Below are 18556 nucleotides of genomic sequence, written 5' to 3'. Positions count from 1 at the left end.
CAGCGCGCAGGAGGCAAGGAGACACCATGACCAAGCTGAAATCCGTCTATCCGCTCTACCTCAACAACAAGGCGCAGCAGCCGAACACCGATCTGGAGGTGACCGACAAGTTCACCGGCGAAGTCGCGTTTCGCGTGGCGCAGGCCGACAAGGCAACAATCGAGGAAGGCATTGCCGGTGCCGTGCGCGCCGCCGAACCGATGGCGCGCATGGCCGCCTATGAACGGCAGGCGGTGCTGCAGCATTGCGTAGATCGTTTCAAGGAACGGTCCGAAGAACTGGCCTATGCCCTGTGCGTGGAAGCCGGCAAACCGATCAAGGACAGCGAAGGCGAAGTCGGTCGACTGATCGACACCTTCCGCATTGCTGCCGAAGAATCGGTGCGGATGACGGGTGAGGTCCAGCCGCTCGACATATCGCCGCGCGCGAAAGGCTATCAGGGTATATGGAAGCGGGTGCCGATCGGCCCCTGCTCGTTCATTTCGCCGTTCAATTTCCCGCTCAATTTGGCCGCGCACAAGATCGCACCAGCCATTGCCGTCGGCTGCCCCTTCGTCATGAAGCCCGCCAGTCGCACACCGCTGGGCGCGATCATCATGGGTGAGGTGCTGGCGGAAACGAACCTGCCCGAAGGCGCGTTCTCGATCCTGCCTGCGCATCGCGAAGGTGCGGACCTGTTTACCGAGGACGACCGGCTGAAACTGCTGTCCTTCACCGGATCGCCCGGCGTGGGCTGGGATCTGAAAGCCAAGGCAGGCAAGAAGAAAGTCGTGCTCGAACTGGGCGGCAATGCGGCGGTCATCATCGATCACGATGCGGAATTGGACGATGCACTGGAGCGCGTGATCTTCGGGGCGTTCTATCAGTCCGGGCAAAGCTGCATCGGGGTTCAGCGGATCATCATCCACGAATCGGTGTACGACCGATTCCGCGACATGCTGGTCGCCAAGACCAGGACGCTTGTTGCGGGCGACCCGAAGGACCGCAACACCTTTATCGGCCCCATGATTTCCGAAAGCGAAGCGCGACGGCTCGATGGCTGGATACAGCAAGCGGTCGAGGGGGGCGCGACATTGCTGTGTGGGGGCAAGCGCGAGGGCGCAATGCTGGAAGCGACGCTGCTCGAAAATGTCGACCGTTCGGCCGCAGCCTATCGCGAGGAAGCCTTCGGACCGCTGGCATTGCTGAGCAAATTCAGCGATTTCAATGCCGCTCTGGATGAGGTCAACGACAGCAAGTTCGGGCTGCAGGCAGGCATCTTCACCCGCGACCTGTTCAAGATGTTCGATGCATGGGATCACCTCGACGTCGGTGGCGTCGTAATCAATGACGTACCGAGCTATCGTGTGGATAATATGCCTTATGGCGGGGTGAAGGATTCGGGGCTGGGGCGCGAAGGCATCAAATTCGCGATGGAAGACATGACGGAGATAAGAAACCTCGTCATCCGTCGTAAATGAGCCGAATTCCCGATTGAAAGATGGCCCCGGTCAAGGCTAGGGTGATCTAACAAGATACAAGCGGTCGCTCGCGAATATTGGGGGCGCGTCACGGCTGAGGCCGGACGCGAATTGGGGGCGTGCAGATGACGTTTGGGGGCAGAAGCGTCCGCATTCAGGCCGTGGTGGCTAGCATGCTGCTGGGCATTTTTGCCATATTCGCGCTGGTGCTGGGTGGATTGCCCGGTGTCGGGACGCCGTCCGCTGACGCCACCTCCACCGTGGCACCCGCCCCGGCATCAATTTCGACGTCCTCCGCGCCCGGCGGATTTGTCGGCGTTGCATCCTGCGCAGGCACGACATGCCACGGTCGTATGGAAGCCGACGGCAAGGTCGTGCGGCAAGATGAACTGCAACGCTGGCAGGAGCCTTCGACGCAAGGTGGCGCGCATAGTCGTGCCTTTGCCGTGCTGTCCGGCACACGCAGCAAGCAAATTGCCGCCACGCTGGGGATTGGCGATCCGACCGCGGCAGGCGAGTGTCTCGGCTGCCATGCGACGCCTGCCTCCGGCGCGCGCGGTGCGCGGTTCCTGAAACAGGATGGCGTCGGATGCGAAGCGTGCCATGGTGCAGCATCGGGCTGGATCGCGTCGCATTATGCCGTGGGTGCCAGCCATGCAAGCAACGTCGCCAAGGGTCTGATCCCACTCGATCGTCCGGCGGCGCGCGCGTCGGTCTGCCTCGACTGCCATTTCGGCAGCGCGAAGCCCGGTCAGTTCGTGACGCATCGGATCATGGCGGCGGGCCATCCGCGCATCGCCTTCGAACTCGATCTTTTCTCTTCGCTGCAGGCGCATCATGACGAGGATGCGGACTATGTTCAGCGCAAGGGGCGCACCGACAGCGTGCGGATGTGGGCGGTGGGACAGGCGCTGGCACTGGAACGGTCGCTGGCCCTGTATGCCGGGGCGCGCGGGACCGAAGGTGTGTTCCCAGAATTCTATTTCCTCGATTGCCATAGCTGCCACCGCCGAATCTACGATCAGGACACGCGCGTAAAGACGTGGGAAGCCAATCCTGGTCGCCCGATCCCGGCGGGGATGCCGCCCTATAATGACGAAAATCTCATCATGCTGTCTGCAGCAGCGCAAGTTGCCGCGCCAGCGTTGGCCGCGCGGTTCGATGCCGACAGCCGCGCTTTCCACGCATCGATGGGTCGCGACCGGCCAAGCAGCGTAGCAGCAGCGCGCAAGCTGGCGGCGAGCGCAGCGGCGCTGGCGGCGGAATTTGCCAGCGACCGGCTGGGCGGCGATATGGGATTTGCCATCATCGACAGGATTTCCAGCACAGCGATGGCGCCGCGCTTTACCGACTATGAGGGATCGGTGCAGGCCGTAATGGGCGTGGATACCTTGCTCAACGCACTGGTAAAATCGGGCCGTGTAACCGTGGGTGCGGCGGCGGGCATTCGGGCGGATATCAACCGGGCTTATGGGGCCGTGAAAGAGCCCAACAGCTATCGCCCCGCTGATTTCCGCAGTGCATTGGGCAGTGCCTCCCGCGCGATAGGGGCACTGCGCTGATATGAAACGTGTGTCCGCATTGCTGGCCGGTGCCGCACTGATCCTGTCGTCCTGCGGCGGTGGAGGGAGCAGCAGTGCGCCGACCCCTGCACCTTCGCCGACTCCGACGCCTACTCCCGCAGGGCTTTATGCCGTGCCCGCGCAGGAAGCGCTGACCGTCGCCGATGTCGAGACCGTCATCGCTCGCGCCGCTGCCGAAGCAACCGCGCGCAATCTGCCCGCGGTGATTGCGGTGACCGACCGGGTCGGCAATGTGCTGGCGATTTTCAACATGAACGGGGCGCGCGCGACTGCGACCACCAGCGCTGCCCCCAACGGACAGAATATTGACGCGCAGAACCTGACCGTTCCTGCCGCCGCCGGGGCTATCGCGAAGGCAATCACTGGCGCGTATCTTTCCAGCGGCGGCAATGCCTTTTCCACCCGCACCGCCAGCCAGATCGTGCAGCCGCATTTCCCGCCTGCACCGACCACTGTAGGATTGGAAAGCGGGCCGCTCTACGGGGTGCAGTTCAGCCAGTTGCCTTGCTCCGATCTGGCCGCGCGCTTTGCCCCCTCGGGCGCGGGCGCACTGATCGGGCCAAAGCGTTCGCCGCTGGGACTTTCCGCTGATCCCGGTGGCTTTCCGCTCTACAAGAACGGCGTGATCGTTGGCGGGATCGGGGTGATGGCCGATGGCGTCTATGGTTTCGATCCCAACATTCTCGATGACGACAACGACCCGGAAGAGTTCATTGCGCTGGCCGGGACGGTCGGATTCGAAGCGCCCGAAGCGATCCGCGCCAATCGCATTTCCGTCGATGGCACATCGCTGCGCTATTCCGACGCCAGCTATGATCGGTTGATGGCCACCGGCACGCCAAGCTATGCCGCGACCAACCCGGCGCGTGGGACGCTGGTTGCGGTGCGCGGCTATTATGGCGATCCCGCACCTGCGATTTTGGCGGGCACGCCCTACGGTAGCGAAATATCGGGCATCCGCGCTTCACGCACGGCGGAGTTCTCCAATCGGGATGCGTTCATCCTGACCGACGGATCGGGCAACAACCGCTTCCCGATCCGCGCAGCGACTGACGCCGGCGATGTGGCGCAACCGCTGACCGCTGCTGAAGTCACGGCGATCCTGGAAGAAGCCTTCACGGTCATGAGCCGTGCGCGCGCGCAGATCCGGCAACCGCTCGACAGCCGCGCGCAGGTGAGCATTTCGGTGGTCGATACGCGCGGGCAGGCTTTGGGCGTCGTCCGTTCGCCCGACGCGCCGATTTTCGGGACCGACGTATCGCTGCAAAAGGCGCGGACGGCGGCGTTCTTCTCCGGCGCGCGGGCAGGCGAAGAGTTGCTTCTCAATCCCAGCGCCGATGTGCGGGATTTCGTGGCGAAGGCGCGAACCTTCTTCAACGATCAGACTGCGCTCACCGGCAAATATGCCTTTACCGATCGCGCCAATGGTTTGATTTCGCGCCCCTATTTTCCCGATGGCGAAGTCGGTCGCCCGAACGGCCCCTTCTCGCGTCCCATTGCGCAGTTCAATCCTTTCTCGACTGGGCTACAGTCAGCGCTGATCCTCGGCGATCTCGCCGCGCATCTGGGCTTCGTAACCGGCGCATCGGCCACCGACACGCCGCAGCGGTGCACGTCCCTCCCCGCGCCCGCCGCCAACCAGAACCGTTTGCAGAACGGCATTCAGATTTTCCCCGGTTCGGTGCCGGTCTATCGCGGCAATGTGCTGATCGGCGGCGTCGGCGTGTCGGGCGACGGCATCGATCAGGATGACATGATTAGCTTCCTCGGCCTCAACAATGGGGGCAAGCGGACCAGCGGCGTCGGCAATGCGCCGGTCGCGATCCGCGCGGATCAGATCGTCGTGCAACTGAGCGGTGCCAGCGTGCGGCTGCGTTTTGTCGGTTGCCCGTTCGCGCCGTTCCTCGATACCAATGCGCAAGACGCCTGTGGCGGGCTGTAGGCGATGACGCTGGCTTCCCTCCTGCCGCTTGTCGCGGCGCTGGCCGGATCGGGCGCGCAACCCCCGGCCGAGCCTGTGCCACCGCCGCCGCCCGACAACTGGCAGCAGATCATCGACGCGCCCGAACATCAGTCGCAGGCCGATGCGGACGAACAGATTATCGACGGTCGACGCCGTCCGGGGTTCGAGCAGGAACTGCCGGACAAGGTGACACAGGACAATGTCGGCGCGCTACGTGCGCCGCCGCCCGAAGCCTTTCCCACCGATCAGATCCCGATCCCCGACCGCTGGCGCCTGATCGAATCGCTGGGTGTGGTGAAGGAACGCTGGTTCGACCCGTATAACCAGAACACGTTGAAGGGTGACCGGCCCATAAACCGTGAAAAGGCGAAGTGGCTGCCGATCAAGGGCGACGACTGGTTCTTCATCGCCAGCGCCGTCAGCGACACGGTGCTGGAACCCCGCACCTTCCCCATTCCGGTGGGCGTGCAGACCACCGAACGCCCCGGCAGCCTCGACGTGTTCGGCAAGGATGCGAGCTTCGTCTTCTCACAGACCTTCATTGCCAGTGCCTCGCTGGTGAAGGGATCGACGGCCTTCAAGCCGCCCGAAATCGAATATCGCGTGGCACTGGCGTTCAACGTCAATCATGTGAACGTGCCCGAACGGCGCGTGTTGTTCGTCGAGCCATCGAAGCCCAGCCGCCGCACCGATCATTTCCTCGGCGTGCAGGAATTGTTCGTCGATTACCATCTGGCGAACACATCGGACCGATATGACTTCCGCTCACTGCGTGTCGGGATTCAGCCGATGCAGTCCGATTTCCGCGGCTTCCTGTTCAACGATCAGCAGCTTGGCATCCGACTGTTCGGCAATCGCGACAATAACCGTTTCCAATTCAACCTCGCGGCTTTCTGGCGACTGGAAAAGGACACGAACAGCGGCCTCAACAGCGTCGTGCAACGCCCGCGCGACGACTTTGTCTTTCTCGCCAACGTCTATCGGCAGGACTTCCTGCTCCCCGGCCTGACCAGCCAGATCACTGCCGTGTACAACATGAACCGCGAGAAGAATGACGTCGAGATCGACGACAATGGCTTTCCGGTGCGCCCTGCCCTGCTCGGCGATCTGCGCGGGCGCGAATATGATGTCGTCTATCTGGGCTATAATGCCGACGGACGGATCGGGCGGATCAACCTGACGGCATCGCTTTACGGCGCGCTGGGCGAAGACCGGAATAACTTTTTCACCAGCAAGAAAGCCGAAATTCGCGCTTTCTTCGCCGCTGCCGAAGCCAGCTACGATATCGACTGGGTACGTTTCCGACTGTCCGGGCTGTATGCAAGCGGCGATGGCGATCCCTACGACAATACCGAAAACGGCTTCGACGCGATTTTCGAGAACCCGGTGTTTGCCGGTGCCGACACCAGCTACTGGATCCGCCAGACGATCCCGTTCGCGGGCGGCGGGCGCGTCATCAGCATCAACGGCCGCAACGGAATCCTCAATTCGCTGCGCTCTTCGAAAGAACAGGGGCAGTCGAATTTCAACAATCCCGGCACGATCCTGGCCGGGGCGGGCGCAGATTTCGACATCACGCCGCAGGTTCGCCTGTCGGCCAACGCCAATCACCTGTGGTTTGAAAATACCGCCACGCTGCAGGCGCTGCGTGTCGAGGGGAGCATCCCCAAGTCGATCGGCTGGGACTTGTCCGGGGCAGCGATCTGGCGGCCCAAAGCGACCCAGAACATCGTGTTCCGCTTGTCGGGCGCGGCGCTCCTGCCTGGTGCGGGTTTCAGAGACCTTTTCGATAACCGCGACAGCCACCGCAATTATTATTCGGTGCTCGCCAACCTGATTGTCAGCTATTGATGCGCGGCTTGCTTCCCATTCTCTCACGGCTGAAAGGCTGGGCGCTTCTCCTCCTCGCCGCCTTGCTCATTCCCGTTGCCATCGTTCAGGCGAGCGACGACGAAAAGCCCGTGAAGCGCGTCTATGCCGTCGCCCCCGCCGCGCCGATGAGTCAGACCGCAGAGCAGGTCGCCGGTAAATCCGATGGTTGCTATAGCTGTCACACGAAGACCGACGAACCATCGATGCACACAACGCCTGCGGTCATGCTGGGCTGCACCGATTGTCATGGCGGCAATGCGAGCGTGCGGGGCAATCCCGAACTGGGCTTCGACGATCCCGCCTATGCCGCCGCGCGGGACAAGGCGCATGTGCTGCCGACCTATCCCGAAAGCTGGCATTATCCCTCTTCGGCCAATCCGAAACGCACCTATGCGCTGCTGAACAAGGAAGCGCCGGAATTCGTACGCTTCGTTAATCCGTCCGACTATCGCGTGGCGCGCGAAGCCTGCGGGTCGTGCCATCTGGCCACCATCGAAGCGGCAGAACGCTCAATCATGGCGTCGGGCGCGATGCTGTGGGGCGGTGCGGCGTATAATAACGGGATCGTCCCGTTCAAGAACTACATCTTCGGCGAAGCCTATACGCGCGAAGGCGAACCCGCCAAGATCGTCACACCCGGTAATCCGCCGGGCAAACTGACCGACGCGGAGAAGGCGCGCGGTGCGCTGGCCGAACTCTATCCGCTGCCGACATGGCACGTCATTCCGCCCGGCGACGTGTTCCGCGTGTTCGAGCGTGGCGGGCGCAATATCCAGACGCAGTTTGCCGAAATCGGCCTGCCCAACCCGACCGGATCGATCCAGCGGCTCGAAGAACCGGGCCGCCCGGACCTGAAGCAATCGAGCCGCGGTCCCGGCACCGGCCTGCGCGTTGCGATCCCCGCGCTCAACATTCACAAGACCCGCCTCAACGATCCGTTCATGTGGTTCATGGGGACCAACGACCAGCCGGGCGACTATCGCCATTCGGGCTGTTCGGGTTGCCATGTCGTCTATGCCAACGACCGCGAACCGCGCCACAGCCTGATCTACGCGCAATATGGCCGCGACGGGCAAAGTGCGACCGTCGATCCGACGATTGCCGCCAAAGTCGAACATGCCGAAGTGGGTCACGGCGGCCTGAAAGGTCCGCATGGCGAAACCGTCGCGTCCAATCATGACGACGCCACGCCTGAGCATCCCATCGCCGCCGCGAAGGAAAGCGGCCACCCGATCAAGCATGCTTTCACCCGCGCGATCCCTACGGCGCAGTGCATGAATTGCCACATGCATCAGCCCAACATCTTCCTGAACAGCTACCTTGGCTACACCATGTGGGACTATGAGTCCGACGCGCCGCTGATGTGGCCCAAGAAGCAGAAATATCCGACCGCCGCCGAAGTCCACGAGACACTGGAGCGCAACCCCGAAGGCGCGGCGCCCAAGGGCAACTGGTCCGATGTCGATTTCCTGCGCAATGTCTATGACCTCAATGAAAAGGCCAAGGACACGCAGTTTGCCGACTATCACGGCCATGGCTGGAATTTCCGCGGCATCTTCAAGCGCGATCGCGAAGGCAATCTGCTCGACAAGGACGGGAAGATCGTCGCGAATGACGATCCGGAAAAGTGGCGCAAAAAGGGTGAGGAGAAATTCGTCCAGCCCGGCACCAACCCCGGCAAGACCGTGCATATGATGGACATCCACGCCGAAAAGGGTCTGCAGTGCGCGGATTGCCATTTCGGGCAGGACAGCCATGGCAATGGCTACATCTATGGCGAAGTCGCCAACGCCATCGAAATCGGGTGTAAGGATTGCCACGGCACAGCGGACGCATGGCCGACACTGCTCACGTCCGGTCCCGCAGCCCCGCCCAACGGCACCAACCTCGCGTTGCTGCGCAATCCCGATGGCAAGCGTCGGTTCGAATGGTTCTACGATGCCAGCGGTCGGCGCAAGCTGATACAACGGTCCATCGTCGATCCGACACTCGAATGGGAAGTCAGTCTCGTCAAGGACAGCGTGGACGCCACCAGCCCGCATTTCAATGCGCGCGCAGCGCGGTCTAAGCTGATGAGCAAGACCAGCGCAGAAGACGGCAGTTACGGTTTCGGGCCGGGAGTCGCCAAGGCGGACCGGGCGCATGGCGACGATCAGATGGCCTGCTTCACCTGCCATTTGAGCTGGACGACGAGCTGCGGTGGCTGCCATTTGCCCATCGAGGCGAACTGGAAGACGAAGCTCCACCATTTCGAGGGCGAGGAAACGCGGAACTTCGCGACGTACAACCCGCAGGTCGCGCGTGACGAGATGTTCCAGCTTGGCCGCCACATGACGACCAAGGGGAACGAAATCACCCCGGTTCGCTCGACCAGTGCGCTGGTGCTGTCCTCAACCAACCTCAATCGAGAGCGCATCTATATTCAGCAGCCACCGATTTCAGGCATCGGCTTTTCCTCGCAAGCGTTCGCGCCGCACTTCCCGCATACCGTGCGAACGACCGAGACAAAGACCTGCTCCGACTGCCATCTGTCGGCGAAGGACGACAACAACGCGATCATGTCGCAACTGTTGTTGCTGGGCACGAATTTCGTGAACTTCGTGGGTTTGAATGCCTGGACCGGCCTTGAAGGTGGGTTTGAAGCCGTGCGCGTCACCGAATGGGACGAACCGCAGGCGGTGATCGGCAGCTATCTTCAGAAATATGCCTATCCCGATTACTGGCGCATGCATGTCGAGGACAATAAGCGCGAGTTGAAGGATTGGGTACGCGGCAAGGTGTTCGACGCCAAGGCCTCTGGCGAAACGCAGCCGATGGAGGAGTTCAAGAACATCGTCCAAGGCACCACCGACCGGGTCGGCTGTCTGCAATTGCGCGGCGAATATATGTTCGTGGCAGAAGGCAAGGGCGGCTTCCACGTCTATGACGTTGCCTCCATCGCCAACAAGGGCTTCTCCGAACGGATCGTGAGCGCGCCCTTCTCAAAACTGGGGCAGAACACGCGGGTCAAGACAACCAATGCGACCTGCATGGCGATTGCGACCAATCAGCCGGTCAACCCGCTGCGCAACACGCCGGAACTGCGGACCATCAATCAGGAGCAGCCGTTCCTGCCGATCTATTCCTACGCCGCCGTCACCGACAGCGTCGAAGGGCTGGTGATGGTCAACATCGAGACGATGGCCGATGGCGAATTCCGCAACAATTTCCTGAAACGCGCGGTGACATGGAACCCCGACAATGTGCTGAAGGGTGCGCGGCATATCCAGTTGGCCGGTCAAATCGCCTATATCACCGCCGATGTCGGGCTGGTGGTGGTCGATCTGTCCGATCCGCTGAAGCCGCGTCTCGCAGCGGTACGTCCGCTGAAGGATGCGCGGGCCAGTGCGATCCAGTTCCGGTATCTCTGGGTCACGGATGCCGAAGGGCTCAAGCTGTTCGACGTGACCAAGCTGACCGATCCCGTTGCCGTGCCATCGGGCACCGTGCCGCTGGCGGACGCGCGGCGCATCTACCTGGCGCGCACCTATGCCTATGTCGCGGGCAAGGCAGACGGTCTGGTAATCGTCAACATCACCAACCCGATGCAGCCTTTGCTCTATGCCAAGGAGACGTTTGGCGGGACGATGAACGATGTCGAGGACGTGATCGTCGCCACCACCAACGCATCCTTGTTCGCTTATGTCGCGGATGGTCGTAATGGCCTGAAGGTCATTCAGCTTACCAGCCCCGACAGCCAGCCCAATTTCTATGGCTTCTCGCCCGCACCGAAACCTGAATTGATCGCTTGGGCGAAGACCCCGTCCCCTGCGCTGGCGCTATCCAAGGGGCTGGATCGCGACCGGGCCGTCGATGAAACCGGTGGGCAGATCGCCGTGTTCGGACGTCTGGGCTCACGACCCTTTACCCGCAGCGAGATGGAGCGGCTGTTCCTCGACCGGCGCGGTATCCCGTACAAGGTCAGCGACGAACCCGACATGCGCGACTGGCGACCGCCGATGAAGGTGCCCAACCGCTGAACCGGGGATTTCGCGCACCCCATTAATCGGGGAATACGGAAAGATATCAAGACGTTCACTCCGTCGGCAAATGCACGGCTGGAGAGTTGACCGACCGACAAAAGCAGCTAAGCACTAGCGATGCTCACTTTTCGGTTCGACAAGTCCATTCGCGCGCTGGTCGCCGGTTTTCTGTTTCTCGCGCTTGCCATCGGCGGGAGCATCTGGCTGTCGGTAAGGCAGGACCAGTCGATCGCAGCGATTACACATACACAGGCCATGCAAAACCGCCTGTCAGGCATCTTGTCCCGCCTTCAGGATGCCGAGACGGGGCAACGTGGGTATCTGTTGACCGGGCTTAGGACTTTTCTGGAACCCTATGAGGCAGCTTTGCGCAGCCTGCCAGCCGATTTCGCCGCACTGGAAACAGCGCTGGCCGACAATCCCGCGCAGATCCAGCGTCTCAAGAAGCTGCAGGAAATTACTGCAGGACGGCAGGAATATCTTCGTCTTGCCATCGCCAAATTCGAGCTGGGTGCACCGATAGATACCGACGAGCTGTTGCGTGGCAAAATGTCCATGGATAATGCCCGTCGTGCAATTGCTGCCATGCAGCGTGAAGAGCAGAACCTGTTGTTCAAACGCGAAGCAACAGCCAGTATGCAACGCACAGCCATTGCCATTGCACTAGCGGTGAGTGGCGTGACCGTGATGCTGCTGGGCCTGTACACCATCCGCAGCGCACGCAGCCGCTTGATCGAAGCGGTGGCAGCACGCGATGCAGTGGCCGAAGCCAACGCACAACTGCATGAGGAGGCCCAAAGCCGGACTGCCGTGGAGACACAGCTTCGCCAGTTGCAAAAGATGGAGGCGGTCGGCCAACTGACCGGCGGTATCGCTCACGACTTCAACAATATGCTGGCCGTTGTGGTAGGTTCGCTGGACATCGCACGGCGGCGGCTGAACGAGGATGCCGACCCGAAGGCACTGCAAAATCTGGATAATGCGATGGAGGGCGCGCAGCGCGCGACTCAGCTCACGTCGCGCTTGCTTGCCTTTTCCCGTCAGCAGCCGCTTGAACCGCAATCCCTCGACGCCAACAAGCTCGTGGGTGGCATGTCCGAACTGCTGCGGCGGACCATCGGCGACAACCTGCGCGTCGAAACGGTGCTTGCCGGTGGGTTGTGGACGACGTTTGTCGATCCCAATCAGCTTGAGAACGCCATTCTCAACCTGTGCGTCAACGCGCGCGATGCGATGCCGGATGGGGGCAAGCTGACGATCGAAACAAACAACGCGCATCTCGATGACGATTATGCCGCGGCGCACAACGAGGTGACTGCTGGCCAATATATCGTAGTGTCGGTGACGGACACAGGCTTTGGCATGCCGCCGGAAGTTGTCGAGCGCGCGTTCGAGCCGTTCTTCACGACAAAGGGCGTTGGACGCGGAACGGGCCTTGGGCTCAGCCAGGTATTCGGCTTCATCAAGCAGTCGCAAGGCCATGTGAAGATTTACTCCGAGCCCGGCGACGGCACGTCGATCAAACTCTATCTGCCGCGCCACTATGGCGAGAGCGAAGGTGTTGGATCGGGTCGAAGCGTCCCGACAACCACAGACCTACCCCGCGCGCGCGATGGTGAGATCATTCTGGTGGTCGAGGACGAAGATCGTGTCCGGCACGTGTCCGTCGATAGCCTTCGCGAGCTTGGCTATACGGTTGTGCAAGCGTCGGATGCCAGTCAGGCGCTGGCCGTACTGGCTATTCAGCCGCGTATCGACTTGCTGTTCACCGATGTGGTGATGCCCGACATGAACGGGCGCAAGCTAGTGGACAAGGTGCTGATCGACCGCCCCACGCTCAAGATACTCTACACTACCGGCTACACGCGCAACGCCATCGTTCACAACGGAATGCTGGACGCCGGGGTCGCGCTGCTGTCCAAGCCGTTCACCATGAGCCAGTTGGCACATAAGATACGGCAGGTTCTGGATAGCGACCCGACCGACTGAACGGCTTGTCCTCCAGCGGCGGCAGGTCATCGAAAGAGCTGTATCGAAAGCCGTTCCGCGACGTTGTGTCGCCATGTCCGAAATCTCCCTAGCCGCGCGCCGTCATCGCCGCGACCGCCGCCACGTCAGCAGAGACTTGGCACGCGAAACGCGGCAAGAGCGGGAAGATGCGTGGGCTTCGCTCGTCGCTCTGCTCCACGATAGCCGAACCTGATACATCTTCTGCGGGCATGAAAAAGGGGCCGCTCGGTACTGCCGAACGACCCCTTTTTCAACGATTGCGGCGCAGGGCCGCAGCCGATCAGTCTTGCGTCAGAAAGTCAGGCAAACCGCCAGCGTCGCTGTCCTTCGACGCTTCGCTGCTTTCGCTGCGCGGACGGTCACCGCGACCGCCACGATCGCGACGATTGCGATCGCCACCGCCGCCATCGCGACGCGGACCACGGTCACCGCGATCCCCACGGTCGCCCCTGTCACCGCGCGGCTCGCGCGCTTCACGGGGCGGACGGGTGTCTTCCAGTTCGGCGCCGGTTTCCTGATCGACAACGCGCATCGACAGGCGAACCTTGCCACGCGGATCGATTTCGAGAACCTTGACCTTTACTTCCTGGCCTTCCTTCAGGACGTCAGCCACCTTCTCGACCCGCTCATTGCGGATTTCCGAAACGTGGACCAAGCCGTCCTTGCCGCCCATGAAGTTCACGAACGCGCCGAAATCGACCATGTTGACGACCTTGCCGTCATAGACCTTGCCGACTTCCGCTTCCTGCGTGATGCCCAGGATCCACTTACGTGCTGCTTCGATCTGGTTGATGTCGGAAGAGCTGATCTTGATCAGGCCTTCGTCGTCGATGTCGACCTTCGCGCCGGTTTCCGCGACGATTTCACGGATAACCTTGCCGCCGGTGCCGATGACTTCGCGGATCTTCGACTTGTCGATCTGCAGCGTTTCGATACGCGGAGCATGTGCGGACAGTTCGGTGCGGGTGCTGTCCAGCGCCTTGGCCATTTCGCCCAGGATGTGCGCACGGCCTTCCTTGGCCTGCTCCAGCGCCTTGCGCATGATCTCTTCAGTGATGCCGGCGATCTTGATGTCCATCTGCATCGTGGTGATGCCTTCGGATGTGCCTGCAACCTTGAAATCCATGTCGCCCAGATGATCTTCGTCACCCAGAATGTCAGAAAGAACGGCGAAGTCCTTGCCTTCCAGGATCAGACCCATCGCGATGCCCGATACCGGCCGCTTGAGCGGAACGCCCGCGTCCATCATCGAAAGCGAACCGCCGCATACCGTTGCCATCGACGAAGAGCCGTTGGATTCGGTAATGTCGGACAGAACGCGGATCGTGTAAGGGAACTCGTCCTTGCTGGGCAGTACGGGGTGCAGCGCACGCCATGCCAGCTTGCCATGGCCCACTTCACGACGACCCGGCGCACCGAAGCGACCGACTTCACCGACCGAATAGGGCGGGAAGTTATAGTGCAGCATGAAGTTTTCGTACGAAAGCCCGGTCAGGCCGTCGATCATCTGCTCGCTGTCCTTGGTGCCCAGCGTGGTGGTGCAGATCGACTGCGTTTCGCCGCGCGTGAACAGCGCCGAACCATGGGTGCGAGGCAGGAAGCCAACGATGGCTTCGATCGGACGGATCTGCGTGGTCGAACGACCGTCGATGCGGGTGCCATCCTTCAGGATTGCGCCGCGAACGATTTCCGCTTCCAGCTTCTTCATCAGCTTGGAGGCTGCCATCTGATCCTGCGGGGTCGCATCGGCAAAGGCTGCCTTGGCGGCTGCGCGGGCTTCGTTGAGCGCGCCTGAACGTGCCGACTTGTCGGTCAGCTTGTAAGCGGCGGCAATGTCCTTGCCGATCAGCTTCTTCAGCTTGTCCTTGGCAGCCGACAGGTCAGCCTGGGCGGCCATTTCCCACGGATCCTTGGCAGCCTTCTCAGCCAGCTTGATGATCGCGCCGACAATCTTCTTGCAGGCGTCATGAGCAAAGCCAACGGCGCCAAGCATGACCTCTTCGGACAGCTCCTTGGCTTCCGATTCGACCATCATCACTGCGTCATGCGTGGCGGCGACGACCAGATCGAGTTCACCGGCCTTCACATCGTCCATCGACGGGTTGAGGCTGTATTCGCCATCCTTGTAACCGACGCGCGCCGCGCCGATCGGACCCATGAAAGGTACGCCCGAAATGGTGAGCGCAGCCGACGCTGCGATCATCGCAACGATATCGGGCTCGCTTTCGCCATCGAACGAGAGCACCTGGCAAATTACGTTGATTTCGTTGTAGAAACCTTCGGGGAACAGCGGACGGACCGGACGGTCGATCAGGCGGCTGGTCAGCGTTTCCTTTTCGGTTGCGCCGCGCTCACGCTTGAAGAAGCCACCGGGGATGCGGCCTGCTGCGGAGAATTTTTCCTGATAGTGAACGGTGAGCGGGAAGAAGTCCTGCCCTTCCTTCACGGATTTGGCGGCGGTCACGGCGCACAGCACCACGGTTTCGCCATAGGTGGCCAGAACAGCGCCGTCAGCCTGACGCGCAATACGACCCGTTTCGAGCGTGAGGGTCTTGCCGCCCAGCTCGATTTCTACTTTTTTAACGTCGAACATGTTTCATTTCCTTCGCCCGCGATGCCCTATTGCATGGCGGGGCCTTTGGTGGGTCCAGTGACCCATGGGTGGAGAGCGTTGGGCTCTCCCTTGCCGTTCATATATCGAACGGGGCGGGGGACGTCCCCCGGATCATGCCGTCGCGCCGAATTGCCCGGCGACATGTGTCAGAATCGGAAACGGCCCCGATTGGGGCCGTCCCTTCGTTTCGGCTTACTTACGCAGGCCGAGCTTTCCGATCAGGTCGGTATACCGCGCCTGATCCTTCTTCTTGAGATAATCCAGCAGGCTGCGACGCTTATTAACCAGCATCAGCAGGCCACGACGGCTGTGATTGTCCTTGTGGTGCGACTTGAAATGCTCGGTCAGGTTCGTGATCCGCTCGGTCAGGATCGAAACCTGGACTTCGGGAGAACCCGTATCGCCTTCAGCGCGGGCATATTCCTTGATGAGCACTTCCTTGCGCTCTGCCGTGATCGTCATGTATTTTCTTCCTTCGACATCAGGTTAAAACCGCGAACCACCTTGACCTCCAGCCCTGTTTCCAAGGCCAGCGCCTCAACCAATGCGACCGGGGTTTCGCCCAGTATCGCCAGATGGAGGCCGGTGGTTGCAGCTACCCCGGTCAGCGTTCGGCCCACTTGAAGGGCAGCGGCCTGATCGGGACTGACAGCCAGAGCCGGGATGTCGTCCAGCCCCGCTGTCAACGGCAGCATAAGCTGCGCGATGGTGCGCGCATTAGCAGCATCGGACAATTTGTCCAGCGAAATCGCGGTGTCACGGGTGAACGGCCCTGCCTTCGTTCGCCGCAGCATGGTAACATGGCCGACCGTGCCCAGCGCCAGCGCAATGTCCCGCGCGAGGGAGCGGATGTAGGTGCCTTTGGAGACATGCGCGGTGAGAGTGATGTCATGCACCGCGCTTTCCTCGGTGTGTTCGCGCGGAGGCGCGGAGACGCGGAGAGAATGTACGGTGACGTGACGGGTCGCCAGAATGACTTCGGCCCCCGCCCTGGCGAGATCATAAGCGCGTTCGCCATCGACTTTCAGCGCGGAGTAGGCGGGCGGCACTTGATCTATCGGGCCGGTGAACTGGGGTAGCACGGCTTCGATCTGCGCCAACGTCGGATGCACGTCGCTTTGCGCAACCGATACGCCTTCCATATCGAGCGTGTCAGTCTGCACACCGAAACCGATGGTGAAGTCGTAGATCTTGTCACTGTCGAGCATCCGCCCGGCCAGCTTGGTGGCTTCGCCAATGGCTATAGGCAGCACGCCTTCGGCCAGAGGATCCAGCGTCCCGCCGTGTCCGACCTTCGTCTTGGGTTCTCCGGCTGTTCGCAGTGCGCGTTTGACGGCGGACACTGCCTGGGTCGATCCCATGCCGCGCGGCTTGTCGAGAATGATCCACCCGTGCAGCATCAGCGCGGCCATTCGTCATGAAGTATGGAAAACACCACCGTATCGCGGACGAAGCCCGTCCACGTCACCCGCTGCCGCCGCAACACCCCTTCGCGCACGGCGCCCAGCTTTTCCACGGCACGAAGCGAGCGCGTGTTTCGTGCGTCGACGCGAAACTCTATCCGCTGAAAGCCGCTGTCGAAGGCACGGGCGATCAACAGGGGTTTCAGTCGCCCGTTCAATCCGGAGCCCCGGACGGCGGGCGTCATATACGTGCCGCCGATCTCCACGACGCCGCTTACCCGATCGATATTGAGGAAGCCCGATATCCCGACAAGTGCGCCATCGACATGGATCGCGAAGGGCCGCCGGTCGGGATTGCCGACGATCCCGTCGAATGTGGTATCGAACTGTTCGCCGGAAAGCCGCACGGGATAGATATCCCACACCGGATCGTCTGGCGGACAGATCGCCCGGAGCGCTTCGCGATGCTCTGCACCAAGCTGCACCAGATGCAGGTTTTCGTAGTCGATAGGTGCGATCAGGCGGTCGAGGCTGGCGGAACATGTCATAGCAACGGCCTTAGCGGCGCGATGCGTCGCTGTCAGCCTTCGCGGAGCCGCGCCATGAAATGCCGTCGACATAGCGCGATGTAGCTGTCGTTCCCGCCGATCTGCGTTTGCGCGCCGTCACGCACCGCGCGGCCAGCGCTATCGACGCGCAGATTCATCGTGGCCTTGCGTCCGCAATCGCAAACCGCCTTGATCTCTGATAGCGAGTCCGCGAGCCCGAGCAGGTGCGCGCTGCCTTCGAACAAGGCACCGCGAAAATCGGTGCGCAGGCCATAGCAAAGTACGGGAATGTCGCTTTCATCGCATATCCGGGCAAGTTGCAGCACCTGGTCGGCGGTCAGGAATTGCGCTTCGTCGATCAGCACGCAAGCTATCGGCGCATTTCCATGTTGCTCAAGAATCGCCGTGCGCAGATCGGTATCCGGATCGAAAACATGCGCCTGCGCCTCCAGCCCGATGCGCGAAGTGATATGTCCGGCGTCATAGCGATCGTCTATCGCGGCGGTCCACAGCATCGTTGCCATGCCCCGCTCCCGATAATTAAAGCTCGATTGGAGCAGGGTCGTCGATTTCCCTGCGTTCATCGAGGAATAATAGAAATAGAGTTTGGCCATCGACGGAGAGTGTCAGTCTTCGTCGTCGCTCGCCAGATCCTGCGCGACTTTCGGCGCACGGAGCAGTTTGTCGATGTGGCTGCCTTCGTCGAAGCTGTCGTCGGCGAGGAATTTGAGCTTCGCGGCGTATTTGAGGCCCATGCGGCTGGCGACTTCGCGTTGCAGATAGGCAGTGTTGGTGCGCAGCGCCTTCAGCACAGCCTCCTCATCCTTGCCCAGCAAGGGTTTGATGAACGCCGTGGCATGGCGCAGGTCAGGCGACATGCGCACTTCAGTGACACTGACGACATGCTTCGCCAGCACCGCATCATGCACGTCGCCGCGCATCAGCACTTCGGAGAGAATGTGGCGCACCTGCTCCCCCACGCGCAATACGCGGACGGACGGGCCTTCGGATGGAGTCACAGCCATAAGCAATCCTCGTCACCCCAGCGACGGCTGGGGTCTGCGGCGACAGGCACGATCAA

At 61.5% G+C, this 18556-nt stretch carries 13 protein-coding genes; 6 read left to right on the top strand and 7 right to left on the bottom strand.

Annotated features, from left to right (window positions below; all coding sequences use genetic code 11):
- Window positions 1-26: 26 nt before the first annotated feature.
- From QMG56_RS04205 to QMG56_RS04180, 6 genes are all read left to right on the top strand, one after another.
- Window positions 27-1460 (top strand): aldehyde dehydrogenase family protein, encoded by a 1434-nt coding sequence (locus QMG56_RS04205; RefSeq protein WP_281821327.1) that lies wholly within the window; start codon window positions 27-29, stop codon window positions 1458-1460.
- Between the two features lie 125 nt (window positions 1461-1585).
- A complete protein-coding gene (locus tag QMG56_RS04200) occupies window positions 1586-3022 on the top strand; it encodes a multiheme c-type cytochrome (protein WP_281821326.1) in 1437 nt (478 codons plus the stop codon).
- A gap of 1 nt (window position 3023) precedes the next feature.
- Complete coding sequence (locus QMG56_RS04195; RefSeq protein ID WP_230186663.1) at window positions 3024-4985, top strand: heme-binding protein; 1962 nt, start codon at window positions 3024-3026, stop codon at window positions 4983-4985.
- A gap of 3 nt (window positions 4986-4988) precedes the next feature.
- Entirely contained in the window at window positions 4989-6857 is a 1869-nt protein-coding gene (locus tag QMG56_RS04190; RefSeq protein WP_281821325.1) for a hypothetical protein, read from the top strand.
- On the top strand, window positions 6857-10897 hold the full coding sequence (locus QMG56_RS04185; protein ID WP_281821324.1) for an LVIVD repeat-containing protein: 4041 nt from the start codon (window positions 6857-6859) through the stop codon (window positions 10895-10897). The genes QMG56_RS04190 and QMG56_RS04185 overlap by 1 nt, the downstream gene beginning before the upstream one ends.
- A 120-nt stretch (window positions 10898-11017) precedes the next feature.
- Complete coding sequence (locus tag QMG56_RS04180; protein ID WP_281821323.1) at window positions 11018-12889, top strand: CHASE3 domain-containing protein; 1872 nt, start codon at window positions 11018-11020, stop codon at window positions 12887-12889.
- 88 nt (window positions 12890-12977) lie between these two features.
- Here the strand turns inward: QMG56_RS04180 and QMG56_RS04175 are convergent, their stop codons facing one another.
- The 7 genes from QMG56_RS04175 to rbfA form a co-directional block, all read right to left on the bottom strand.
- Window positions 12978-13121 carry a hypothetical protein gene (locus QMG56_RS04175; RefSeq protein ID WP_281821322.1) on the bottom strand — a complete coding sequence of 48 codons (144 nt, stop codon included), beginning with the start codon at window positions 13119-13121 and terminating at the stop codon, window positions 12978-12980.
- Between the two features lie 69 nt (window positions 13122-13190).
- A complete protein-coding gene (gene pnp, locus QMG56_RS04170; RefSeq protein WP_281821321.1) occupies window positions 13191-15503 on the bottom strand; it encodes a polyribonucleotide nucleotidyltransferase in 2313 nt (770 codons plus the stop codon).
- Between the two features lie 213 nt (window positions 15504-15716).
- A complete protein-coding gene (gene rpsO / locus QMG56_RS04165; RefSeq protein ID WP_230186659.1) occupies window positions 15717-15986 on the bottom strand; it encodes a 30S ribosomal protein S15 in 270 nt (89 codons plus the stop codon).
- Window positions 15983-16921 (bottom strand): tRNA pseudouridine(55) synthase TruB, encoded by a 939-nt coding sequence (gene truB / locus QMG56_RS04160; RefSeq protein ID WP_281821465.1) that lies wholly within the window; start codon window positions 16919-16921, stop codon window positions 15983-15985. Before truB ends, rpsO begins: the two co-directional genes overlap by 4 nt.
- Window positions 16922-16923: 2 nt before the next feature.
- On the bottom strand, window positions 16924-17475 hold the full coding sequence (locus QMG56_RS04155) for a GNAT family N-acetyltransferase (protein ID WP_281821320.1): 552 nt from the start codon (window positions 17473-17475) through the stop codon (window positions 16924-16926).
- A 32-nt stretch (window positions 17476-17507) separates the two neighbouring features.
- Window positions 17508-18089: a thymidine kinase gene (locus QMG56_RS04150; RefSeq protein WP_281821319.1), complete on the bottom strand. Its 582-nt coding sequence runs from the start codon at window positions 18087-18089 to the stop codon at window positions 17508-17510.
- A 12-nt stretch (window positions 18090-18101) separates the two neighbouring features.
- Complete coding sequence (gene rbfA, locus QMG56_RS04145; RefSeq protein ID WP_281821318.1) at window positions 18102-18500, bottom strand: 30S ribosome-binding factor RbfA; 399 nt, start codon at window positions 18498-18500, stop codon at window positions 18102-18104.
- Window positions 18501-18556: the final 56 nt, after the last annotated feature.

This window comes from Sphingobium sp. BS19 (assembly GCF_027925545.1).
In the GTDB taxonomy this organism is placed as follows: Bacteria; Pseudomonadota; Alphaproteobacteria; order Sphingomonadales; family Sphingomonadaceae; genus Sphingobium.
The sequence above is the reverse complement of the archived record's forward strand: the minus strand, read 5'-3'. Positions and strand labels throughout refer to the sequence as shown.